Origin of the sequence: Actinoallomurus acaciae, assembly GCF_042429965.1 — a bacterium.
Taxonomy (GTDB): Bacteria; Actinomycetota; Actinomycetes; order Streptosporangiales; family Streptosporangiaceae; genus Actinoallomurus; species Actinoallomurus acaciae.
On sequence record NZ_JBHLZP010000135.1, the window covers coordinates 1 to 22,072 of the forward strand.

The following is a 22,072-nucleotide window of genomic DNA, read 5'->3' on the forward strand; positions in this document are numbered from 1 at the left end:
CGGCGCCGGCGCCGCAGGCCCACGGTCAGGCCGGCGATGATCGCGACGGCCGCGCCCGCGGGCAGACCGATCTTCCACCAGGCGAGTTCGCGGGAGGACGTGGTCCGTCCGCCGGCGGCCGGCCGGTGCGCCACGGCCTTCGGCGTGGGCTTGGCGGGCGGCGGGATCGGGTCCACGAGCGTGCCGACCGGCTCGGCCTTGTCGCGCTCGGCGAAGCCCCAGTTGAGCAGGGCACGGGCATCGGGCCAGAAGTCGGACTGGGCGTGCATGAGGGAGATGATGATCGTGTGCCCGTTGCGCCTCGCGGCCCCGACGAAGCTGCCCAGCGCGTGGCTCGTCCAGCCGTTCTTTCCGCCGATCATGCCGGCGTAGTGGTTGCCGACCAGGAGGTGGTCGTGCGTGCCGATCTCCCAGCCGCCGGTCTTCTGCCCCTTCTCGCGTTCCTTTTTGGTCGGCAGCGCCGGCCAGTGGTAGGTCGTCGCCCTGACGTACTTGACGAAGTCCGGCAGGGTGAGGCCCTGCTTCATGATCAGTGCCAGGTCGTACGCCGAGCTGTGCTGCTCCGCCAGGGTGAGCGGCGGGTCGTCGTCGAGGCCGTTGGGCGTACGGGCCACCGTGTCGTTCGCCCGGATCCGCTTCGCCTCGGCGTTCATCGCCGCGAGGGTCGTCTTCATCCCGCCACCGGCCTCGGCCAGGGCGACGGCGGCGTCGTTGCCGGACTGCATCAGCAGGCCGTGGAACAACTGGTCGGCCGTGTAGGACAGCTTCGTGTCCAGGCCGACCGCCGAGCCGGAGGCGTTGACGGCGGCCTCGGAGGGCCGGATCTTCTTCTTGGGGTCGAGCCGGGGGATCAGCGTGATCGCGGTGAGGGTCTTCAGCGTGCTCGCCGGGCGGTAGTGGCCGTGCGGGTCCTTGGCCGCGAGCACGCGGCCGGTCTCCAGGTCCGCGATGACGTACGAGGAGGCCTCGATGTGCGGCGGCTCCGCCACGCTCTTGTCCCGGATGTAACCGTGGCTCGCCAGCCTGCTGCCGCCGACGGTGTCCCCGGCGGCGGAAGGAACGGCGGTCGGCGCGGCGCCGGCGGGTAGCGAGAACACGCACAGATACCCAGCAGTGCCGCAGAGGGCGAACAAACTGACGACTTTTCTCATGGGACCCATCGCTAGACGACCGGCACTTGAGTGACCACTTCGGTCTACCCGCGATAATGGTGCCTGATGAACATCTCTCGGCGCGCATCAGGATTTGTACTCGGTCTTGCCGCATTCATGATCTTTGAATGGCTCATGCTCGCGAAGAATCTGGGTAGCGGTCCGGCCCGTCCCACGGCGTACTACGTGGTGCACGGCATCCTGGTATGTGTGAACATCGTGCTGGCGATAGCCCTCGGCGTCGTCGGCTGGCGGGCGTGGACGTCCTCGCGGCGCTGATGAGCACCGGGAAGACGACGGAAGGGTGATGGCATGGACTCCGAGTCGGGGCTGCCGATCGAACCGGTCTACGGCCCGGGGGCCCCGGCCGGATGGGATCCCGCGGTCGCGCTGGGCGAGCCGGGCGCGTTCCCCTACACCCGTGGCGTCTACCCGACGATGTACACCAGCCGCCCGTGGACGATGCGCCAGTACGCCGGGTTCGGCACGGCGGCCGAGTCCAACCGGCGCTACCACCGGCTGATCGAGGCCGGCACGGCCGGCCTGTCGGTCGCCTTCGACCTGCCCACCCAGATGGGCTACGACTCCGACGCGAAGATGGCGTTCGGCGAGGTCGGCAAGGTCGGCGTCGCGATCGACTCCATCGAGGACATGCGCGCGCTGTTCGACGGCATCCCGCTCGACCAGGTGTCGACGTCGATGACGATCAACGCGCCCGCGGCGGTGCTCCTGCTGCTCTACCAGCTCGTCGCCGAGGAGCAGGGCGTCTCGAGCGACAAGCTCACCGGCACGGTCCAGAACGACATCCTCAAGGAGTACATCGCCCGGGGCACCTACATCTTCCCGCCCAAGCCGAGCCTGCGGATGGTCGCCGACACCTTCCGCTACTGCCGCGACGAGATTCCGCGCTGGAACACCATCTCGATCTCCGGCTACCACATGGCCGAGGCCGGGGCGACGCCCGTACAGGAGATCGCCTTCACGCTGGCCAACGCCAAGGAGTACGTCCGCGCGGCGGTCGAGTCCGGCCTCGACGTCGACTCCTTCGCACCCCGGCTGTCGTTCTTCTTCGTGGCCCGCACCACACTGCTGGAGGAGGTCGCCAAGTTCCGCGCCGCCCGCCGGATCTGGGCGCACATCATGCGGGACGAGTTCGGCGCGAAGAACCCCAAGTCGCAGATGCTGCGCTTCCACACCCAGACGGCCGGCGTCCAGCTCACCGCGCAGCAGCCCGAGGTCAACATGGTGCGGGTCGCCATCCAGGCGCTCGGCGCGGTCCTGGGCGGCACCCAGTCGCTGCACACCAACTCCTACGACGAGGCCATCGCACTGCCCACCGAGAAGGCCGCGCGGCTCGCCCTGCGCACCCAGCAGGTGATCGCGAACGAGTCCGACCTGACGAGGACCGTCGACCCGTTCGCGGGCTCGTACGCCGTCGAGTCGATGACCGACGACATCGAAGAGGCCACCCGGGCGCTGATCGACCAGGTCGAGGAGTTCGGCGGCGCGGTCGACGCGATCGAGAAGGGCTTCCAGAAGGCCGAGATCGAGCGCTCCGCGTACCGCACCGCGCTGGAGATCGACAACGGCGAGCGCGTCGTGGTCGGCGTCAACAGATTCCGCGTCGAGGACGACGAGCCGTACGAACCGCTCCGGGTCGACCCGGCGATCGGCGAGGCGCAGGCCGCCAAGCTGGCGAAGCTGCGCGATGAGCGTGACGGCGCCGAGGTGGGCCGGCGGCTCGACGAGCTGCGCGGGCTCGCCGAGAAGGAGGGCGCGCAGGCCGCGGGCGGCGACCTGTCCGCCGGCCACGCCAACCTCCTGTACCCGCTGCGCGAGGCGTTGCGGGCGCGGGCGACGGTCGGCGAGGTGTGCGACGCTCTGCGCGACGTCTGGGGCGTGTACGTGCCTCCGGACGCGTACTGACCCCCCGAGCGGCGACCATCGGACACTGGAGGCGGCAATGGCCGAGACGACCTGGCGGGCGAACATCGACGGCTTCGAGCAGACCGCGCGGTCCGTGGTCGCCCTCGCGGGCGAGCTCACCACGGCCGACTGGGACCGCCCGACGGAGTGCCCGGGGTGGTCGGTCAAGGATCAGTACTCACATATCCTGGGAATCGAACGGTGGCTGCTCGGCGACGCCGACGACGATGAGGCCCGCACCTCGGCCAACACCGAGTTCGACGTCGAGGCGCGCCGCGCCGATCCGCCGGGTGAGATCCTCGGCGACCTGCGCGACGTCATCGACCGGCGCGTCGCCGCGCTGCGCTCCGGAGCGGTCGACCTGGCCGAGGTCGTCACGACCCCGTTCGGGCCGACCATGGCCTACGGCGACTTCATGCGTCACCGCGCCTTCGACGTCTGGATGCACGAGCAGGACGTGCGCCGGGCGGCCGGGCGGCCCGGCAACCTCGACGGGCCCGCGGCGGACTGCTCGCGGTCGATCCTCGAAGGAGCCCTGCCCTACGTGGTCGGCAAGCGTGCGGCGGCCGAGCCCGGGCAGGCCGTGGTCGTCGAGACGCCGGAGCACCGCTGGAGCGTCGTCGTCGGCGCCGACCGCCGGGCGCGGTTCCAGGACGGCCCCGACGGTGAGGCCGAACCGACCGTACGGCTCCGCATGACGTGGGAGACGTTCTTCCGGCTCGGCGGTGGACGCGTGACGGGCGACGAGGCCGACGTGGAGGTCGGCGGTGACCATGATCTGGCGCGCCGCGTGCTGGCGGGCATGGCGATCACACCCTGACGTGATCAATTTGATCATTAGTAGGGATTGCGCGTAGCCGAAACGGGTGGCGGCGATGAGCGGACTGGTGCTCAGCTTGAGTCAACCGCTCATCGCGGGGCAAAGACGTCGCGAGGTCGTGCGTCGGCGGCGGCATCATGGTCACCTGTCCGGCGCCGCGCGCGATCGCCGCCGTACGTCGGACGTCCTGGCCGGATTGTGCTACGTGCGCGTCATTAACCTGCAAGGATTGAGATCGGAGGTTGGCCGTGGCCATCGAGTTCAACGCATCACGAGGGGCGACCCTCGGCGTCGAGTGGGAGCTTCAGCTCGTCGACGCCGAGACCAAGCGCCTGCGCCAGGACGCGCGTGAGGTCCTGGCCGCGCTGCCCCGCCTCGGTGAGGCGCAGGGGAACCCGAAAATCCGGCATGAGCTCATGGAGTCGACCGTCGAGATCGTCACCGGTATCTGTGACACGGTCTCCGAGGCCCGCGCCGACCTCGCCGCGACAATCGCCGACCTGCGGTCCGTCACCGACCTGCGGGGCACCGCGCTCGCCTGCACCGGCACCCACGCCATCAGCGACTGGCGTGACGCCGTCATGGCGCCGGTCCAGCGCTACGCCGAGCTCGTCGAGCAGATGCAGTGGCTCGCGCGGCGCATCCAGACCTACGGCGTCCACGTCCACGTCGGCGTCCGCTCCCCCGAGAAGGCCGTGCCGATGGTGAACGCGCTGTCGGCCTATCTGCCGCACTTCCTCGCGCTGACCGCCTCCAGCCCCTTCTGGAGCGGCCACGACACCGGGCTCGCCTCGAGCCGGGCGATCGTGTTCGGCCAGCTCCCCACGGCCGGTCCGCCGCACCTGCTCGCCGACTGGGGCGAGTTCGAGGAGTACATGGACACCCTGCTGCGGGCCGGCACGATCCGCAGCATCAAAGAGGTGTGGTGGGACATCCGCCCGCATCCGGACTTCGGCACCATCGAGATCCGGATGTTCGACGGCATCCCGACCCTTCGTGAGGTCGGCATGGCGGCGGCGCTGTGTCAGTCGCTCGTCGAGCTCTTCGACCACCAGCTCGACCGGGGCTACACCCTGCCGAGTCCGGCGGCGTGGGTCGTACGCGACAACAAGTGGCGTGCGACGAGGTACGGCCTGGACGCCATCGTCATCACCGATGACCAGGGCACGACGGCCCCGCTCCGCGACGAGCTGTACGAACTGGTGCACGAGCTGGAGCCCATCGCGGACCGGCTCGGCTGCGCCGAAGACCTGAAGGTCGTCTCGGAGGTGCTCGACCACGGCGCCCCGTACGAGCGCCAGCGCGGCATCATCGCCGCCGGCGGCTCGATCGAGGACGTCGTCGGCGCCAGCATCACGGAGTTCCGGGAGGACAGATTCGTGAATCCACGGGAGGTGACACATGCGGGGATCTGAGCTCCGCGGCGGTGAGCCCACGGACGAGCCTGGGACGGGAGAGTTGCGGGCGCAGCTCGACTCCTACCTCACCGGTCAGGAAGACCGGCTGATCGCCTTCCGGCGCGACATCCACATGCACCCCGAGCTCGGCTACGCCGAGCACCGCACGACCGCCCGCATCGCCGAGGAGCTGACCGCGGCCGGGCTGAGCCCGGTGCCGCTCCCCAAGGGCACGGGCCTGATCTGCGAGGTGGGCTGCGGCGACGGGCCGGTCGTGGCCCTGCGCGCCGACATCGACGCGTTGCCGCTGGCGGACGAGAAGGACGTCCCCTACCACTCGACGGTGCCGGGCGTCGCGCACGCCTGCGGACACGACGTCCACACCACCATCATGCTGGGCGTGGCCCGGTTCTTCGCCCAGCAGGCGGAGGCCGGCCAGGTGCCCGGCCGCGTGCGCCTGATCTTCCAGCCGGCCGAGGAGAACCCCGGCGGCGCCCTCGACGTCATGGCGGCCGGCGGCATCGCCGGCGTCGACCGGATCTTCGCCCTCCACTGCGATCCCCGCGTGGAGGTCGGGCAGGTCGGCCTGCGGGCCGGCCCGATCACCGCCGCGTGCGACAAGGTCAACGTCCGCGTCACCGGCCCGGGCGGCCACACCGCGCGGCCGCACCTGACCGCCGACCTGGTCTACGCCCTGGCCAAGATCGTTACCGAGCTGCCCGCCGCGCTCTCGCGCCGGGTCGACCCGCGCTCCAGCCTCAGCCTGGTCTGGGGACAGATCGCGGCCGGTTCGGTGGCCAACGCCATCCCCGACGACGGCGTCGCCCAGGGCACCGTGCGCTGCCTCGACGACGAGGCGTGGCACTCGGCTCCCGACCTGATGAAGGCCCTGCTCGACTCCGTCGCCACCGCGTACGACGTCAAGGCCGAGCTCGACTACGTCCGCGGCGTTCCCCCCACCGTCAACGAGAAGACCAGCGTGGACATGTTCCGCGCCGCGGTCGTCAGCGTGCTGGGTGACGACGGCGTGACGGGCACGCCGCAGAGCCTCGGCGGCGAGGATTTCGGCTGGTACCTGGAGTCGATTCCGGGCGCCTTGGCCCGGCTCGGCGTCGCCGCCCCTGGTATGGCGGGCGCGTACGACCTCCACCGGGGCACGTTCGACGTGGACGAGCACTGCATCGCCATCGGCGTCCGCGTGATGGTGGCCACCGCGCTCACCGCGCTGTGGGAGAGCCGCCGCGCGGGAGCCACCGAACCGGTCGGTGAGCCCGCGTGAACCACGTTTGTGCGGCCTGACCTGTGACGACGCGCTTTCGCCTTGATAACGGACACGTTGCGACACGGTAGCTTTGTTCCGCCCGGTCCCTGAGTCCCAATAGGGTCCAAAAGATTCGTGCCAGCGGCACATTTCGGGCGGGTCCGGGACAAACGGAGGAGCTACCTTGCGCCGTGGAGTGAAGATAGTCGCCATCGCGGCGAGCGCGGTCATGGCGCTCAGCGCCGCCGGCTGTGGCGGGAAGAAGGCGACCACCGGTGGCGGTGGCGGCGGTGGCGACGGCAAGAAGAGCCTCAAGGTCGGCCTCGCCTACGATGTCGGCGGACGGGGTGACAAGTCCTTCAACGACGCCGCCTACGCCGGCCTGCAGAAGGTCCAGCAGGAGCTCAAGCTCGACGTAAAGGACCTTGAGGCCAAAGAGGGCGAGAGCGACAACGACAAGATCCAGCGGCTCGAGCTGCTGGCCAAGTCGGGCTACAACCCGGTGATCGCGGTCGGCTTCGTCTACGCCACGGCCCTCGGCAAGGTCGCGTCGAAGTACCCGAACACCAAGTTCGCGATCGTCGACGACGACACCATCCAGAAGCCGAACGTGACCGACCTGCTCTTCGCCGAGCAGGAGGGCTCCTACCTCGTGGGCGCGGCAGCGGCCAAGAAGTCCCAGACCGGCAACATCGGCTTCATCGGCGGCGTGCAGACCCCGCTGATCAAGAAGTTCGAGGCCGGGTACGTCGCGGGCGCCAAGAAGATCAACCCGAAGATCAAGGTACAGATCAAGTACATCTCCCAGCCGCCGGACTTCAGCGGCTTCAAGGACCCGGCCAAGGGCAAGACGATCGCCCAGGGCATGTACGACCAGGGCGCCGACGTGGTCTACGCCTCGGCGGGACTGTCCGGCACCGGCTCCCTCGAGTCGGCGACGGCCGAGAAGAAGTGGTTCATCGGCGTCGACTCCGACCAGTACCAGACGGCGTCGGCGGCCGAGAAGCCGTACGTGCTGACCTCGATGCTCAAGCGCGTGGACACCGCGGTGTTCAACTTCGTCAAGAGCGTCGGCGACGGCACCGTCCAGAAGGGCGACGTCCGCTTCAGCCTCAAGAACGACGGCATCGACTACGCCACGTCCAACCCGGCGGCGCTGGGCGACATGACGACCACGCTGAACGACCTCAAGCAGCAGATCATCTCCGGAAAGATCACGCCGCCCGAGAAGTGACGGCGTTCAGTGCTCGGGCCCGGGAGGCCGGCCGGCTCGGCCGTCCTCCCGGGCTCACTGGCGTAGGAGCAGGCCATGTCCACCACTGAGCCGGCGGTCGAGCTGCACGGCATCACGAAACGTTTCCCGGGCGTCGTGGCGAACCACGACATCGACATCGAGGTCGCGGCGGGCACCGTGCACGCCATCGTCGGGGAGAACGGCGCGGGCAAGTCCACCCTGATGAAGATCCTCTACGGCATGCAGCGGCCGGACGAGGGGACGATCAAGGTGGCCGGCGAAGAGGTCGCCCTCCACAGCCCGTCCGACGCCATCGCCCGCGGCATCGGCATGGTGCACCAGCACTTCATGCTCGCCGACAACCTCAGCGTGCTGGAGAACGTCGTCCTCGGCGCGGAGAGACTCCACGGCATCGGCGGGAAGGCCCGGAGACGGATCCGGGAGATCTCCGACCAGTACGGCCTCGGCGTCGATCCCGACCGCCTCGTGGAGCAGCTCGGCGTCGGCGCCCGCCAGCGCGTCGAGATCCTTAAGGTGCTCTACCGCGGCGCGAAGATCCTCATCCTGGACGAGCCCACCGCGGTGCTGGTGCCCCAGGAGGTCGAGGAGCTGTTCGGCAACCTGCGCGATCTCAAACGCGAGGGACTCACCGTCATCTTCATCTCGCACAAGCTCGATGAGGTGCTGTCGGTGGCCGACACGATCACGGTGATCCGGCGGGGCACCACCGTCGACACCGTCCAGCCCGGCGACGTCACCGCCCGGCAGCTCGCCGAGCTCATGGTCGGCAGCGAACTGCCCGTGCCGGAGCTGCGCGAGTCGACCGTGACCGACGTCCCCGTACTGGCCCTGAACGGCGTCACCGTACGCGACGCCACCGGCCGCGCGGTCGTCGACGACGTCTCCCTGACCATCCACGAGGGCGAGATCCTCGGCATCGCCGGAGTCGAGGGCAACGGCCAGGCGGAGCTGGTCGAGGCGATCATGGGCATGCTGCCCCTCGACGCCGGTGTGGTCCGGCTCGGCGACGACGAGCTGACCGGCATGGCGACCCGGCGGCGCCGCGAGGCCGGCATCGGCTTCATCCCCGAGGACCGGCACCGGCACGGCCTGCTGCTGGAGTCCCCGCTGTGGGAGAACCGCATCCTCGGCCACCAGACCCGGCCGCCCAACGTGAAGGGCGGACTGATCGACCGGCAGGGCGCTCGCCGGGACACCGAGCGGATCGTCCGCGACTACGACGTGCGGACGCCGAACATCGACGTCACCGCCGCCTCGCTGTCCGGCGGCAACCAGCAGAAACTGATCGTCGGCCGCGAGATGTCCGGCGACCCCAAGCTGCTCATCGCCGCCCATCCGACACGCGGCGTCGACGTGGGCGCGCAGTCGGCGATCTGGGACCACCTGCGGCACGCGAGAGCCGAGGGCCTCGCGGTGCTGCTCATCTCGGCCGACCTCGACGAGCTGATCGGCATGTCGGACACACTGCGGGTGATCCTGCGCGGCCGGCTCGTCGGCGAGGCCGATCCCGCCACCATCACCCCGGACCAGCTCGGCTCCCTCATGACCGGCGCCGGAGAGGGGAGCGCCGCGTGATCCACCACCTGTTCGCGAGGTCCTGGACCCGCACCCTCGTCGCGGCGTTCGTCGCGCTCGTCTTCTCGGTCGCGATCACCTCGATCGTGCTGTCGGTCAGCGGGTTCAACCCGCCGTCGACGTTCCAGGCGATGTTCGAGTTCGGCAAGGAGCCGGACAGCATCGTCAACACGCTGAACAAGGCGGCGGGCTACTACCTGTCCGCGCTCGCCGTGGCGGTCGGGTTCCGGATGAACCTGTTCAACATCGGCGTCGACGGGCAGTACCGGCTCGCGGCGATGCTCGCCGCGGCGGTGGGCGGCACGTGGGCCCTGCCCGCCGTGCTCCACCAGGTCGTGATCATCATCGTCGCGGTCCTGGTCGGCGGCCTCTGGGCGGCCGTCCCCGCCTTGCTGAAGGTGACCCGCGGCGTCAGCGAGGTCATCTCGACGATCATGTTGAACTTCATCGCCTCCGGCATCATCGCGTACCTGCTGAACCCCGGCCGGCTCGCGGTGCAGCTCGGTTCCAACAACGTCGGCACCAAGACGATCTCCCGCTCCGGCCGGATGCCCGGCATCCCCTTCCCCGGCAGCGACCTGCGGCTCTACAGCTTCCTGGTGATCGCCGTCCTGGCCGGCATCGCCTTCTGGTTCATGATCAACCGCACGAGGTTCGGCTTCGACCTGCGGGCGAGCGGCGTGTCCCAGAGCGCGGCCGTGGCCAGCGGCGTCGACGTCAGGCGCATGGTGGTCATGGCCATGGTCATGTCCGGCGCGATCGCGGGCCTGATCGGCATGCCCCAGTTGCTCGGCGGGTCCTACACCTACTCCCTGGACTTCCCGACCGGGATCGGGCTCACCGGGATCGGCATCGCGCTGCTCGGCCGCAACGGCCCGGTCGGCATCGCGTTCGCGTCCCTGCTGTGGGCGTTCCTGGACGTGTCATCGCAGATCCTGGACTTCAACGACATTCCCAAGGAGATCGTGGCGATCACCCAGGCCGCGGTGCTCCTGTCGGTGGTGGTCGTCTACGAGGTCGTCAGCCGGGTCGGCCAGCGCATCGACCAGCGGCATGTCGCCGCCCAGCTCGGAGAGGTCGCCGCATGATCGAGCAGGAGATCCGGACTCCGGCGCCGGACACCGAGGACCGCGAGCGGCGCCGTTCACGACTGCTGCTCGTCGGGGGCGGCATCTTCGTCGCGCTGATCCTGCTTCGACTGATCACCGGCGAGTCCGACATCACCTCCAGCGGCACGATGAGCGCGACGCTGGCCCTGGCGGTGCCGATCGGCATGGCCGCGCTCGGCGGCATGTGGTCCGAACGCTCCGGCGTCATCAACATCGGCCTCGAAGGCATGATGACCTTCGGGACGTGGGGTGCCGCCTTCGCGTCCTACTTCAGCGGCAACCCGTGGCTGGGACTGCTCGGCGGCATCGTCGCCGGAGCCGTCGGCGGCCTGCTGCACGCGGTCGCGACGGTGACGTTCGGCGTCGACCACATCGTGTCCGGTGTCGCGATCAACATCCTCGCGCCCGGCGTGACGCGGTACCTGTCGGACCTGCTGTTCACCGACGAGCAGGGCGGCGGAGCGACCCAGTCGCCACCGCTGCCGAACTTCCCGACGTGGAGCGTGCCCGGGGTCGGCAAGCCGCTCGGCTCGTTGGAGAAGCACCACTGGATCCTCGTCTCGGACCTGGCGGGCCTGGTCCGCGGCGTGCTGACGAACCTCTCGCCGATCACGCTGCTCGGCATCCTCCTCATACCCGTGTCGTACTACCTGCTCTGGCGCACCGCGTTCGGGTTGCGGCTGCGCTCCTGCGGGGAGAATCCGGTCGCCGCCGAGTCGCTCGGCGTGAAGGTGTACCGGATGAAGTACGCCTCCGTGGTCATCTCGGGCGCCTTCGCCGGTATCGGCGGGGTGTTCCTGGCCATGGTGGCGTCCTCGAACTACCAGGAGGGGCAGGTCAACGGCCGCGGCTACATCGGCCTCGCCGCGATGATCTTCGGCAACTGGCGGCCGGGGATGGTCGCCGGCGGCGCCGGCCTGTTCGGGTACACCGACGCGCTGCAACTGCGCGGCGGCACCGGCGCGGTGCACGCCATGCTGTTGCTGATCGGCATCGGACTGCTGGCGCTGGCGGTCTGGCGCGGCTACCGGCGGCGGGTCGTCGCGGCGGCGATCTCGGCCGTGGTCGCCGCGGGAGTGCTCGTGTGGTTCTTCCTGACCGACGCGCTGCCGCGTGAGATCGTCACGTACAGCCCGCACATCACGACCCTGCTCGTCCTCGCGTTCGCCGCGCAGCGGCTGCGGATGCCCGCCGCCGACGGCATGCGCTATCGAAAGGGCGGAGGGCACTGATGGCCGACATCGACTGGCCCGCGCTGCGGGAGGCGGCCCGTGCGGCCATGGCCCGCGCGTACGCGCCGTACTCCGGCTATCCGGTCGGCGCCGCGGGCCTGACCGACGACGGCCGGATCGTCACCGGCTGCAACGTGGAGAACGCCTCGTACGGGGTCGGGCTCTGCGCGGAGTGCGGCCTGGTCTCGGCGCTGCACGGCACCGGCGGCGGGCGTCTCGTCGCGGTCTCGGTGGTCGAGGGCCACGGCGACCCGGTGATGCCGTGCGGGCGCTGCCGCCAGCTGCTGTGGGAGCACGGCGGGCCGTCGATGCTGCTGGAGACCACACGTGGCGTACGGCCGATGAGCGAGGTACTGCCGGACGCGTTCGGCCCGGAGGACCTGGAGAGGTGACCATGAGCTTCGACGCGGTCGATGTCATCCGCACCAAGCGCGACGGCGGTTCGCTGAGCCCGGAGCAGATCGACTGGACGGTCGCCGCGTACACCCGCGGTGAGATCGCCGAGGAACAGATGGCCGCTCTGGCCATGGCGATCCTGCTGCGCGGGATGAGCCGGGCCGAGGTCGCGCGGTGGACCGAGGCCATGATCCGCTCGGGCGAGCGGATGGACTGGTCCCGGCTCGACCGGCCGACCACCGACAAGCACTCCACCGGCGGTGTCGGCGACAAGATCACACTCCCGCTGGCGCCGACCGTCGCCGCCTGCGGCGCGGCCGTCCCGCAGCTGTCCGGACGAGGCCTGGGCCACACCGGCGGCACACTCGACAAGCTGGAGTCGATCCCGGGCTGGCGAGCGTCGCTGTCGAACGAGGAGATGCTGGGCGTTCTGGGCAAGGCGGGCGCGGTGGTGTGCGCCGCCGGCTCGGGCCTGGCCCCGGCCGACCGCAAGCTGTACGCCCTGCGCGACGTCACCGGCACGGTCGAGTCGATCCCGCTGATCGCCAGCTCGATCATGTCCAAGAAGATCGCCGAGGGCACGGGCGCGCTGGTCCTGGACGTGAAGGCGGGCTCGGGCGCGTTCATGAAGAACGTCGACGACGCGCGCGAGCTGGCCCGGACCATGGTCGACATCGGCAGCGACCACGGGGTCCACACGGTCGCCCTGCTGACCGCGATGGAGACGCCGCTCGGCCTCGCCGTGGGCAACGCGGTGGAGGTGGCGGAGTCGGTGGAGGTCCTGGGCGGCGGCGGCCCGGCGGACGTGGTCGAACTGACCGTGGCGCTGGCGCGCGAGATGCTCGCGGCGGCGGGTCTGACCGGCGCCAAGGACCCGGCCGAGGCCTTGCGCGACGGCTCGGCGATGGACGCCTGGCGTTCGATGATCAGCGCTCAGGGCGGCGACCCGGACGCCGCGCTGCCGGTCGCGGACGAGACCTGCCAGGTGGCGGCCCCGGCGACGGGCGTACTGAGCCGCCTGGACGCGTACGGAGTGGGCGTGGCGGCGTGGCGCCTGGGCGCCGGCCGCGCGCGCAAGGAGGACCCGGTGTCGTACGCGGCGGGCATCACGTTGCACGCGAAGCCGGGCGACCGTGTCCGCGAGGGCGAGCCGCTGCTGACCCTGCACGCGGACACGGCCGACCGCTTCGACCGGGCCCTGGAGGCCCTGGACGGCGCGTACGAGATCGGCGAGGCGTTCACCCCGTCTCCGCTGATCATCGACCGCATCGCGTGATCCTCCGGCCCTTTCAGCCGGGGCGGCCGGGCGCGTTGGGATCGGGGGCGGGATCGCCCTTGACCGGGGCGATCAGCAGGGCGACCGTGTTGGAGCCGTGCATCCATGCGCCCGTGACGCGCCGGTCGCCCTGGGGCCGCCAGGCGGCCGGTGGGGCGTAATCGCTGCCTGAACCGTCCTTGTGGAACCGCCCGAGCACGTAGACGGCGGTCAGGTTCCGCTTGTGCAGCCGGGACAGGGCCTCGGCGACGGTCCGTCCGGTCAGCCGCAGGCTCGGCGGGTGGTCGCCCGCCGCCGGGGGCTGGAACCGGTAGGGCTCGCCGGGGCGGGCGGCCCGGCCAATCAGGATCTTGGTTGAACCCTGGCGTACCGCTTTGCCGCTGACCTGCACCGTCAGCGGACATGGGGTGTTCTGGTGAGGCGGGTAGGTCAGAGAGGTGGCGATCGTCGCCCCGCCCTCGCCGGTGTTGGCGCCGCCGATGATCGTGCGTTCCCGGCCCGGGGAGACCGGCACGATCACCAGGGTCACATCCAGGCCGAACTTGGCGAACGCGTCGTGGAACTGGCGCTGGTCGGCGTAGACGTTCTCGATGCGCACCCGGTAGGCGTCGTTGCTGAATGTCCACGGCGGCGTTCGCGTAGCTTCGGATCGGGCCGGGCCCGCCGGAGCCCAACGCGACGACGGCGGCGATGGCCACCGCGGTCGCCGCGACGGCGGTGGCCGCGACGGCGGTGGCCGCGAACCGTCCGTACCGACGGGTCGTCCTGGCCCGCCGTTCCGACGGATGCTCACCGCATTGCGTGAGCAGCCGAGGACCTTGGCGATCTCCGCGTTGCCCAGCCCTTCCCAGGCGACCAGCGCGAGCAACTCCCGGTCGCGGTCCGGCAGGTCACCGAACACCCGCGCGACCGCCGTGTTCTCCAGCGGGGCCGGTGCGGCCGGCGGTGCGGCCGCCAACTCGTCGTGCGGCATCGCCGTCTTGATCAAGTGCCGTCGCTCACCGCGCAGGTGGTTGGCCAGCGCCCGGCGCGCCACCCCGTACAGCCAAAGGCGGACCTCGTCACGGGGCGGCAGTTCGCCCGCCCGGCGCCAGGCGATGGTGAACGTCTCGGCCACCACGTCGGCGGCGTCGTCAGGAGAGTGACATCGCCGCAGCACGTACCCGAGGACTACACCACATGTCCGCACGACCGCCGGATCTTTCAGCCTCACGCCGAAGATGCCAGATGGCATCCCGACGTCGCCGTTGGGAGAATGCGCGGGTGACCCGTTTCCGCGTCGCCGCGTACGTGATCAGGCAGCGCTCCGTCTCCGAGCTCCTCGTCTTCGACCACGTCGGCCTGCCGCAGGCGGGCACTCAGGTGCCCGCGGGCGGCGTCCGTCCCGGTGAGGAGCCGGAGCAGGCCGTGCTGCGCGAGGTCGCCGAGGAGACCGGCCTGCTCACCACCGCGGTGATCAGGCCGATCCTCGTGGAGAACAAGCCCCATCCCGACACCCGCCGGCCGCGCAGGACCACCTACTTCCACCTTCAGGCGCCCGCGGCCACGGCCGACGCATGGCACCACACCGTCGGTGGCGGCGGAGACGACGCCGGTCTGACGTTCGCCTGCCGTTTCCTGCCACTGCCGCTCGAACGACCGCTGGCGGACGATCAAGACGCGTGGCTGGGGCATGTCGACCCCCGCTGGAGGACGTCGAGCGGCGATCGTCGGTGACCTGTGGACAACTCGGCCTCCGGGTCGGCGCGGCGGGGGACAGGCGACTCCACAGTCTGTGGATAACCCGCCGCACGGGAGAGCGGTCGAGGAGGCGGGATGCGGCTGTTTGGCCTGGTATCCACGTCTATCGCGCGGCTTTCCCCAGGCTTCCGGTCATCAACAACCCGCGCCCGTACCTGTGGACGAAGGCGGCGATGCCCCCGGCCCCGGGGCCTCCGGGCGTGATGCCCGCCGGCCGGCGTCGCCGGCGGGGATACTGATCGGCGCCCATCCGGCCTGCCTGCGGGTAATGTGCGACACGTGACCAACCGGCCTTCGCTCGATGACATCCGGCGGGCCCCCAAGGTGCTGCTCCACGATCACCTTGACGGGGGGCTGCGCCCGGCGACCATCGCCGAACTCGCCCGTGAGACGGGCTATGACGGGCTCCCCGCCACCGACCCGGACGACCTGCGCACCTGGTTCGCCGAGGCGTCCGACTCCGGCTCGCTGGAGCGCTACCTGGAGACCTTCGACCACACGGTCGGCGTGATGCAGACCGCAGAGGCGCTGACCCGGGTCGCGTACGAGTGCGCCGAGGACCTGGCGCGCGACGGCGTCGTGTACGCCGAGGTCCGCTACGCCCCCGAGCAGCACACGCGCGGCGTGGGCGGAGACGGGGCGCGCGGGCTGTCGCTGGAGCAGGTCGTCGAGGCCGTGCTCAAGGGCTTCGCCGACGGCGGACGCGACTTCGGCATCCGCGTCGGCACACTGCTGACCGCCATGCGGCATCAGGCGCGCAGCATGGAGATCGCCGAGCTCGCGGTCCGCTACCGCGACGCCGGGGTGGTCGGCTTCGACATCGCCGGCGCGGAGGCGGGATACCCGCCCACCCGGCACCTCGACGCCTTCGAGTACCTCCAGCGCGAGAACGCCCACTTCACCATCCACGCGGGTGAGGCGTTCGGGCTTCCGTCGATCTGGCAGGCCATCCAGTGGTGCGGCGCCGACCGGCTCGGCCACGGCGTCCGCATCATCGACGACATCACCGACCGCGACGGCGAGCGGCCACGGCTCGGCCGGCTCGCCGCGTACGTGCGCGACAAGCGCATTCCGCTGGAGATGTGCCCCAGCTCCAACGTGCAGACCGGAGCCGCCAAGTCGATCGCCGCCCACCCCATCGGGCCGCTGCGGCGTCTCTACTTCCGCGTGACGGTCAACACCGACAACCGGCTGATGAGCGGCACCACGCTGTCGGAGGAGTTCGCCAAGCTGGTCGAGGCGTTCGACTACGGCTGGGACGACCTGCAGTGGTTCACGGTCAACGCCATGAAGTCGGCCTTCATCGGCTTCGACGAAAGGCTGGAGCTCATCAACGGCGTCATCAAACCCGGCTTCGCGCAGCTGAAGTGGCGTTCGCACCCATGAGCGCCGGCGTGTTCCCCAAGACGGCGCCCGGCGCCCGTACGTTCCGGTCCGGCGGCATCCGGTTCTGCGGCTGGGCCTGGATGGTCTTCGCCGTCCTCAACCTCGCCGACCTCGCCTGGCGGGGCCGCGACATCGCGTCGGTGGTGGCCGCCGCGGTCATGCTGCTGGGCTGCGGCATCGCCTACGCGGTCGCCCTGCGGCCGCGCATCGTCGCCGATGAGGAGGCCGTCCGCTTCCACAACCTGCTGCGCGACGTCCGCCTGCCCTGGGAGGCGATCGACCGCTTCGAGGGCGGCGACGCGGTCTACGCGTACGTCGGCGAGGAGCGGCGCCGCGCCTTCGTGCTGCAGACCTCGCCCCGCGCACGCGCCAAGTCCGAGCTGAAGGCCCGGCGCGAGGACAAGAAGCTGCCCGAGGCCGTCGCCGAGTACATGCGCGGCCGTACCGCGACCGACTTCGCGGTCGAGCAGCTTCGCGAGCTCGCCGCCGGGCACAAGGAGGACCCGGGCACACCGGCCACGGTGACGTCGACGTGGGCGTGGCCCGCGATCATCGCACTGGCAGCGCCGGGGATCCTGACGGTGGTGACCATCGTCATCGCGTCGGTGTAGGCCGCATCGGGCCGATGTTGTCCGAAATGGAGCGGACGACGGGATTCGAACCCGCGACCCTCACCTTGGCAAGGTGATGCTCTACCAACTGAGCCACGTCCGCGTCTCCGTAAGAATACCGGATCCTCAGACGAGTCCGGCGTCATGGGCGAGCAGGGCGACCTGAACCCTGTTGTTCAGATCGAGCTTGGTGAGCAGCCGGGAGACGTGCGCCTTGACCGTCGCGACGCTCATGTAGAGGTCGGCGCCGATCTGCGCGTTCGACTTGCCCTGCCCGATGGCGACCACGACCTCGCGCTCCCGCTCGCTGAGCTGGTCCATCAAGGCCAGCGCGGGACTGCGCCGCACCTCCGTGACCTGCGCGATCAGCCGTCGCGTGACGCTCGGCGACAGGATCGGCTCGCCGGCCGCGACCTTGCGGATGGCGTTGATGATGTCGGCCGGCGGCGTGTCCTTCAGCAGGAACCCGCCGGCGCCCGCCCGCAGCGCCCGTACGACGTGCTCGTCCGCGTCGAACGTGGTCAAGATGATGACCTCCGGCGCGCCGTCGTGGCGCCGTACCTGCTCGGTGGCGGTCAGCCCGTCCGTCCTCGGCATCCGGATGTCCATGAGCACCACATCGGGCGCGTGCTCGGCCACCAGCCCGCCGACCTGGTCGCCGTCGTCGGCCTCGCCGACGATCTGCAGATCCTCGGCCCCGGCGAGCATCATCGACAGTCCCGTACGGACCAGGGCGTCATCGTCAACGATCAGAACGCGGATGGTCACGCCGCACAGACTAGCCGTGAACGCGGCCGATCAGCCCCTTTCGCCCCATCCCGGGCGACGGCCGTTGCGTAACGGACAGGTGGGACGACCTGGCCGGGCGCCGTTCAATGAGTCAGGCGGCGGGCCAGGGGAGCCAGGCGCGGACGCGGAAGTCGCCCTGGCGCGTACGGCCGTGTTCGAGGCGGCCGCCGGCCAGCGTCGCGCGTTCGGTGAGGCCGATCAGGCCCGCGCCCGCGCCCGGGATCTCCGGGGCGGCCTTCACCAGCGGGTTGCGCACCTCGACCGTCAGTCCCGTGCCGGCCGATCCGTCCACCATCACCTGGACGGCCGCGCCGGGCGCGTGCTTGCGGGCGTTGGTCAGTCCCTCCTGCACCGTGCGGTACGCGCTGCGGCCGATGTTGGCCGGCACCTTCGTCACGTCGCGGATGCGGTTCTCCCAGCGGACCGCCATGCCGGCGCGGCGTGACTCGTCGATCAGGGCGGGCAGGTCGGTGAGGCTGGGCTGGGGGCGTTCGGGCGCGCCGTCGTTCGCGTCGTCGCGGAGGACGCCGATCACCTCCCGCAGGTCCTGGAGCGCCTGGTGCGCGCTGGCCCGGATCACCCCGGCCGCCTGCGCGATCTCCTCCGAAGGCGCGTCGGGGCGGAACTCCAGCGCGCCCGCGTGCACGCTGAGCAGCGAGATCCGGTGGGCGAGCACGTCGTGCATCTCCCGTGCGATGCGGGCGCGCTCCTGGTGGCGGGCCTGTTCGACGCGGAGCTGCTGCTCGGACTCGGCCCGTACCGCGCGGTCACGCAGCGAGAGCACGAGCTGCCGTCGCGCACGGACGAACATGCCCCACGCGACGACGGCGCCGATGACGATGAGCGTCCACAGGAGGCCGACCCAGTACGACTCTCTCGGATCGGGATAGAACGCCGAGTAGACCGCGCCGCTGGCGACGTGCGCGGCGGCGACGAGCGCGACCGTACGGAACCGCCGGTGGACGGCGACGGTGAACACGAGGATGGCTGCCGCGCCGGTCGAGGTCACCGAGACGGCTCCCAGCAGGGCGAGGCCGAACGCGATCGGCACCGGCCAGCGCCGGCGCCACCAGAGGAGCAGACACGCCACCACGCCGGCGACGACGTCGGGCAACCGCGGCGGATGGTGGGCCGGGTGCGGGCCGTGCCCGGTGACGTACAGCATGAACGCGCCGAAACCGGAGGCCAGCAGGAAGCAGAGGACGTCGATCACCCAGTCGCGGGCGGACCGGCGCACCCGGTCCTCGCCGCCGCCCGCCAGCAACGCGGGAAGCAGCCAGGGGTAGTCCGGCCGGGGAGCCTCGGTGCCGCTCATGGTCCCCTACGGTATGCGGGCCGCCGGGCGGCGGGTAGCGACCAAAGTCGACGCTCGGCTAGCCGGGAGTATCAGCCGCTGGCCTGCGCGGATGTCCCGGCAGGCCCGGGGTCCGCGAGACGGCTCAAAGGCCCAGCGCGTCCGCCACGGCCTCGCGGAGGGCGGTCAGGTCCTCGGCGGCCTTCGCACGGGCCTCCTCCACCGAGGACGTCACCGGGACGACGACCTCCAGGTAGCACTTGAGCTTCGGCTCGGTGCCCGACGGCCGGACGATCACGCGGCCGCCGCCGGACAGGCGCAGCCGCATCACGTCCGCCGGTGGCAGGCCGTCGAGTCCCTCCGCCAGGTCGTCGACCTCGGTGACCGTACGGCCCGCGAGTTCGTCCGGCGGTGACTCCCGCAGCCGTACCATCGCGTCCGCGATGACCGACAGGTCCTCCACCCGCACGGACAGCTGTGCCGTCGCGTGCAGGCCGTACCGCCGCGCCTGGTCGTCCAGCAGGTCCAGGAGCGTACGGCCCGACTCCTTGGCCGAGGCGGCCATCGCGGCCACCGTGAGGGCCGCGCCGACGCCGTCCTTGTCGCGTACGGGCACGCCGTCGTCGCCGCCGACCGAGTAGCCCAGCGCCTCCTCGTACCCGTAGACGAGCCGGTCGCGCCGCACCCCGTCGTCGGTGCCGGCCTTCATGATCCATTTGAAGCCGGTCAGGGTCTCGGCGTACCGGACGCCGTGCTCGGCCGCGATCGCGCGCAGCAGGGACGAGGACACGATCGTCGTGGCCACGAGCCGGTCGGCCCCGTCGGTGTGCCGCAGGACGTACTCCGCGAGCAGGCCGCCGACCTCGTCTCCGGTCAGCATCCGCCCGCCGGCCGCGACCGCGCACCGGTCGGCGTCCGGGTCGTTGGCGATCACCAGGTCGCGGCCCTTGCCGAGGGCGAGCGCCAGGTCCATGGCGCCGGGCTCCTCCGGGTTCGGGAAGGCCACGGTCGGGAAGTCCGGGTCGGGGACGGCCTGCTCGGCGACGACGTCCGGCTCCGGGAAGCCGCACCAGGCGAACGCCCGGGCCAGCACCAGGCCGCCCACGCCGTGCAGAGGCGTGTACGCGGCCGTCACGTCGCGCGACGTCCCGAGCGGCAGCCGGGCCAGCGACCGCAGGTACGCCTCCAGGATCGCCTCGTCCAGCACCCGCCAGCCGGCGCCCTGCGGCAGTTCGTCCACCCGGCCGACCGCGTCGATCGCCGTGGAGATCTCCTGGTCGAGCGGCGGGATGATCTGCGCGCCGTCCTCCCAGTAGACCTTGTAACCGTTGTCCCGCGGCGGGTTGTGGCTGGCCGTGACCATGATCCCGGCGGCGCAGCCCAGATGGCGCACGGCGTACGCGAGGACCGGCGTGGGCAGCGGCCGGGGCATCAGGTGCACCGTGATCCCCGCGCCCGTCAGCACGGCCGCGGAGTCCTCGGCGAACACGTCGGACTTGTGCCGTGCGTCGTAGCCGATCACGACCGAGACGCCGCCGTCGGACTCCTGGAGATCATCGCGTGCGGTCAGCACCGAGGCCAGGCCCGCCGCGGCGCGCATGACCGTCACGCGGTTCATGCGGTTCGGGCCGGCGCCCAGCTCGCCCCGGAGCCCCGCCGTGCCGAACTCCAGCTTCGCCCCGAACCGCTCGGACAGCGCCGCCGGGTCATCGAGCAGGGCCCGCAGCTCCGCTCGCGTCTCCGGGTCGGGGTCCTGGTCCAGCCACGCCTCGGCCCGCGCCCTGTGCTCGCTCACGTACGTCCCCCTCACAGCCCCGGGATGAGCTTCCCGAGCAGTTCGCCCATGCGGGCCGCGGAGGCCCGGCCGGCGGCCAGGACCTCCGCGTGGTCCAGCGGCTTGCCCGCGAGCCCGGCGGCGATGTTGGTCACGAGCGAGATCCCCAGGACCGACGCGCCGCCCTCCCGCGCCGCGATCGTCTCCGGGACGGTCGACATGCCGACCAGGTCCGCGCCGAGCGTCCGCAGCATCCGGATCTCGGCCGGCGTCTCGTACGAGGGGCCCGGCAGCGCGGCGTACACGCCCTCGTCCAGGCCGGGGTCGATCTCCTTGGCCAGGGTCCGCAGGGCGGGCGAGTAGGCGTCGGTGAGGTCGATGAAGTTCGGGCCGGTGATGGGGTTGTGGCCGGTGAGGTTGAGGTGGTCGGAGATGAGCACCGGGTCGCCGACCTCCTGCCGTTCGGGCCGCAGGCCTCCCGCCGCGTTGGTCAGCACGACCGTCCTCACGCCCGCCGCGAGGGCGGTACGGACCCCGTGGACGGCCGCCGCGGGCCCGTGGCCCTCGTACAGGTGCGTGCGGCCGAGGAAGATCAGGGCGGTCCTACCGCCGATCTCCACGAGCCGGATCCGGCCATGGTGGCCCGGCACCGCCGGTGGCGCGAACCCGGGCAGCTCGGTCATGTTCACCTCGGCCGCGGGAGAGCCCAGCGCGTCGGCGGCGGGAACCCAGCCCGAGCCCATGACGAGGGCGACGTCGAACGTGTCGGCGGGGATGTGCCGGCGCAGCCCGTCGGCCGCCCAGCGGGCGAGGTCGTAGGCGTCGTTGCTCACCGATTTCGCTCCTTTTCCACGGCACCGGCACACCGCGTTCGTGGACCTCTTCGCCGGACGTGCCCGCCGATACAGGTCGCGGCGGCGCAAGCGGCGGCCGTCTGTGTCCGGCCAAAGATAATGGACGCGCCGTTGGAGGTGGTCTGGGCGTGATCGCCTCCGACGGGGCCTCCCGCACCGGACCAGTGCCCACCGGGGCCTCCGGCCTCGGGACGGGGCGTGGTCAAAGCCGCCGGGACCGCCCTGG

General features: G+C 71.0%; 19 protein-coding genes, 1 tRNA gene and 1 pseudogene. 14 read left to right on the forward strand and 7 right to left on the reverse strand.

Going from position 1 to position 22,072, the window contains the following annotated elements; translation table 11 throughout:
• A partial coding sequence (locus ACFFNX_RS19430; protein ID WP_378203805.1) for a D-alanyl-D-alanine carboxypeptidase family protein occupies positions 1 to 1,097 on the reverse strand: 1,097 nt, incomplete at its 3' end.
• A gap of 120 nt (positions 1,098 to 1,217) precedes the next feature.
• Here ACFFNX_RS19430 and ACFFNX_RS19435 point away from each other — a divergent pair.
• The 11 genes from ACFFNX_RS19435 (at position 1,218) to ACFFNX_RS19485 (ending at position 13,398) form a co-directional block, all read left to right on the forward strand.
• Positions 1,218 to 1,430, forward strand: coding sequence for an SCO4848 family membrane protein (locus ACFFNX_RS19435; RefSeq protein ID WP_378203808.1), 213 nt, complete (start codon positions 1,218 to 1,220; stop codon positions 1,428 to 1,430).
• Positions 1,431 to 1,463: 33 nt separating this feature from the next.
• Positions 1,464 to 3,077, forward strand: coding sequence for an acyl-CoA mutase large subunit family protein (locus ACFFNX_RS19440; RefSeq protein ID WP_378203811.1), 1,614 nt, complete (start codon positions 1,464 to 1,466; stop codon positions 3,075 to 3,077).
• Positions 3,078 to 3,114: 37 nt separating this feature from the next.
• Positions 3,115 to 3,897, forward strand: coding sequence for a maleylpyruvate isomerase family mycothiol-dependent enzyme (locus ACFFNX_RS19445; protein WP_378203813.1), 783 nt, complete (start codon positions 3,115 to 3,117; stop codon positions 3,895 to 3,897).
• A 248-nt stretch (positions 3,898 to 4,145) separates the two neighbouring features.
• Complete coding sequence (locus ACFFNX_RS19450; protein WP_378203816.1) at positions 4,146 to 5,312, forward strand: glutamate--cysteine ligase; 1,167 nt, start codon at positions 4,146 to 4,148, stop codon at positions 5,310 to 5,312.
• Positions 5,299 to 6,573: an amidohydrolase gene (locus tag ACFFNX_RS19455; RefSeq protein WP_378203818.1), complete on the forward strand. Its 1,275-nt coding sequence runs from the start codon at positions 5,299 to 5,301 to the stop codon at positions 6,571 to 6,573. Before ACFFNX_RS19450 ends, ACFFNX_RS19455 begins: the two co-directional genes overlap by 14 nt.
• Before the next feature lie 166 nt (positions 6,574 to 6,739).
• Positions 6,740 to 7,789 carry a BMP family lipoprotein gene (locus ACFFNX_RS19460; RefSeq protein WP_378203821.1) on the forward strand — a complete coding sequence of 350 codons (1,050 nt, stop codon included), beginning with the start codon at positions 6,740 to 6,742 and terminating at the stop codon, positions 7,787 to 7,789.
• 75 nt (positions 7,790 to 7,864) lie between these two features.
• A complete protein-coding gene (locus ACFFNX_RS19465; protein ID WP_378203824.1) occupies positions 7,865 to 9,385 on the forward strand; it encodes an ABC transporter ATP-binding protein in 1,521 nt (506 codons plus the stop codon).
• Positions 9,382 to 10,473 (forward strand): ABC transporter permease, encoded by a 1,092-nt coding sequence (locus tag ACFFNX_RS19470; protein WP_378203827.1) that lies wholly within the window; start codon positions 9,382 to 9,384, stop codon positions 10,471 to 10,473. The genes ACFFNX_RS19465 and ACFFNX_RS19470 overlap by 4 nt, the downstream gene beginning before the upstream one ends.
• Positions 10,473 to 11,726, forward strand: a complete 1,254-nt coding sequence (locus ACFFNX_RS19475; protein WP_378203874.1) for an ABC transporter permease — start codon at positions 10,473 to 10,475, stop codon at positions 11,724 to 11,726. The genes ACFFNX_RS19470 and ACFFNX_RS19475 overlap by 1 nt, the downstream gene beginning before the upstream one ends.
• Positions 11,726 to 12,118: a cytidine deaminase gene (locus ACFFNX_RS19480; protein ID WP_378203830.1), complete on the forward strand. Its 393-nt coding sequence runs from the start codon at positions 11,726 to 11,728 to the stop codon at positions 12,116 to 12,118. The genes ACFFNX_RS19475 and ACFFNX_RS19480 overlap by 1 nt, the downstream gene beginning before the upstream one ends.
• Positions 12,119 to 12,120: 2 nt before the next feature.
• Positions 12,121 to 13,398: a thymidine phosphorylase gene (locus ACFFNX_RS19485; RefSeq protein WP_378203833.1), complete on the forward strand. Its 1,278-nt coding sequence runs from the start codon at positions 12,121 to 12,123 to the stop codon at positions 13,396 to 13,398.
• Between the two features lie 781 nt (positions 13,399 to 14,179).
• Here ACFFNX_RS19485 and ACFFNX_RS19490 read toward each other — a convergent pair.
• Positions 14,180 to 14,632, reverse strand: a pseudogene (locus ACFFNX_RS19490) (RNA polymerase sigma factor); the annotation flags it as partial.
• Between the two features lie 29 nt (positions 14,633 to 14,661).
• Between ACFFNX_RS19490 and ACFFNX_RS19495 the strand changes: the two are divergent.
• The 3 genes from ACFFNX_RS19495 (at position 14,662) to ACFFNX_RS19505 (ending at position 17,135) form a co-directional block, all read left to right on the forward strand.
• Positions 14,662 to 15,114 (forward strand): NUDIX hydrolase, encoded by a 453-nt coding sequence (locus ACFFNX_RS19495; RefSeq protein ID WP_378203836.1) that lies wholly within the window; start codon positions 14,662 to 14,664, stop codon positions 15,112 to 15,114.
• A 303-nt stretch (positions 15,115 to 15,417) separates the two neighbouring features.
• Positions 15,418 to 16,524, forward strand: coding sequence for an adenosine deaminase (locus ACFFNX_RS19500; RefSeq protein ID WP_378203839.1), 1,107 nt, complete (start codon positions 15,418 to 15,420; stop codon positions 16,522 to 16,524).
• Positions 16,521 to 17,135, forward strand: a complete 615-nt coding sequence (locus ACFFNX_RS19505; protein ID WP_378203842.1) for a PH domain-containing protein — start codon at positions 16,521 to 16,523, stop codon at positions 17,133 to 17,135. Before ACFFNX_RS19500 ends, ACFFNX_RS19505 begins: the two co-directional genes overlap by 4 nt.
• Before the next feature lie 27 nt (positions 17,136 to 17,162).
• On the opposite strand, the gene ACFFNX_RS19510 is transcribed toward ACFFNX_RS19505, so the two are convergent.
• The 5 genes from ACFFNX_RS19510 to ACFFNX_RS19530 all read right to left on the reverse strand — a co-directional run bounded on the left by ACFFNX_RS19510 (position 17,163) and on the right by ACFFNX_RS19530 (position 21,825).
• Positions 17,163 to 17,238 (reverse strand) — tRNA-Gly (locus tag ACFFNX_RS19510).
• A 23-nt stretch (positions 17,239 to 17,261) separates the two neighbouring features.
• Positions 17,262 to 17,903, reverse strand: coding sequence for a response regulator (locus ACFFNX_RS19515; RefSeq protein ID WP_378203845.1), 642 nt, complete (start codon positions 17,901 to 17,903; stop codon positions 17,262 to 17,264).
• Positions 17,904 to 18,015: 112 nt separating this feature from the next.
• Positions 18,016 to 19,239, reverse strand: a complete 1,224-nt coding sequence (locus tag ACFFNX_RS19520; RefSeq protein ID WP_378203848.1) for a sensor histidine kinase — start codon at positions 19,237 to 19,239, stop codon at positions 18,016 to 18,018.
• A gap of 124 nt (positions 19,240 to 19,363) precedes the next feature.
• Positions 19,364 to 21,013 carry a phospho-sugar mutase gene (locus ACFFNX_RS19525; protein WP_378203851.1) on the reverse strand — a complete coding sequence of 550 codons (1,650 nt, stop codon included), beginning with the start codon at positions 21,011 to 21,013 and terminating at the stop codon, positions 19,364 to 19,366.
• Between the two features lie 11 nt (positions 21,014 to 21,024).
• Positions 21,025 to 21,825 carry a purine-nucleoside phosphorylase gene (locus ACFFNX_RS19530; RefSeq protein WP_378203854.1) on the reverse strand — a complete coding sequence of 267 codons (801 nt, stop codon included), beginning with the start codon at positions 21,823 to 21,825 and terminating at the stop codon, positions 21,025 to 21,027.
• Positions 21,826 to 22,072 lie beyond the last annotated feature (247 nt).

Excerpts from the sequence above, each read along its gene's own strand:
- ACFFNX_RS19485 (WP_378203833.1), top strand. The coding sequence starts at position 12,121 with ATGAGCTTCGACGCGGTCGATGTCATCCGCACCAAGCGCGACGGCGGT.
- ACFFNX_RS19435 (WP_378203808.1), top strand. The coding sequence starts at position 1,218 with ATGAACATCTCTCGGCGCGCATCAGGATTTGTACTCGGTCTTGCCGCA.
- ACFFNX_RS19440 (WP_378203811.1), top strand. The coding sequence starts at position 1,464 with ATGGACTCCGAGTCGGGGCTGCCGATCGAACCGGTCTACGGCCCGGGG.
- ACFFNX_RS19445 (WP_378203813.1), top strand. The coding sequence starts at position 3,115 with ATGGCCGAGACGACCTGGCGGGCGAACATCGACGGCTTCGAGCAGACC.
- ACFFNX_RS19455 (WP_378203818.1), top strand. The coding sequence starts at position 5,299 with ATGCGGGGATCTGAGCTCCGCGGCGGTGAGCCCACGGACGAGCCTGGG.
- ACFFNX_RS19465 (WP_378203824.1), top strand. The coding sequence starts at position 7,865 with ATGTCCACCACTGAGCCGGCGGTCGAGCTGCACGGCATCACGAAACGT.
- ACFFNX_RS19480 (WP_378203830.1), top strand. The coding sequence starts at position 11,726 with ATGGCCGACATCGACTGGCCCGCGCTGCGGGAGGCGGCCCGTGCGGCC.
- ACFFNX_RS19505 (WP_378203842.1), top strand. The coding sequence starts at position 16,521 with ATGAGCGCCGGCGTGTTCCCCAAGACGGCGCCCGGCGCCCGTACGTTC.
- ACFFNX_RS19520 (WP_378203848.1), bottom strand. The coding sequence starts at position 19,239 with ATGAGCGGCACCGAGGCTCCCCGGCCGGACTACCCCTGGCTGCTTCCC.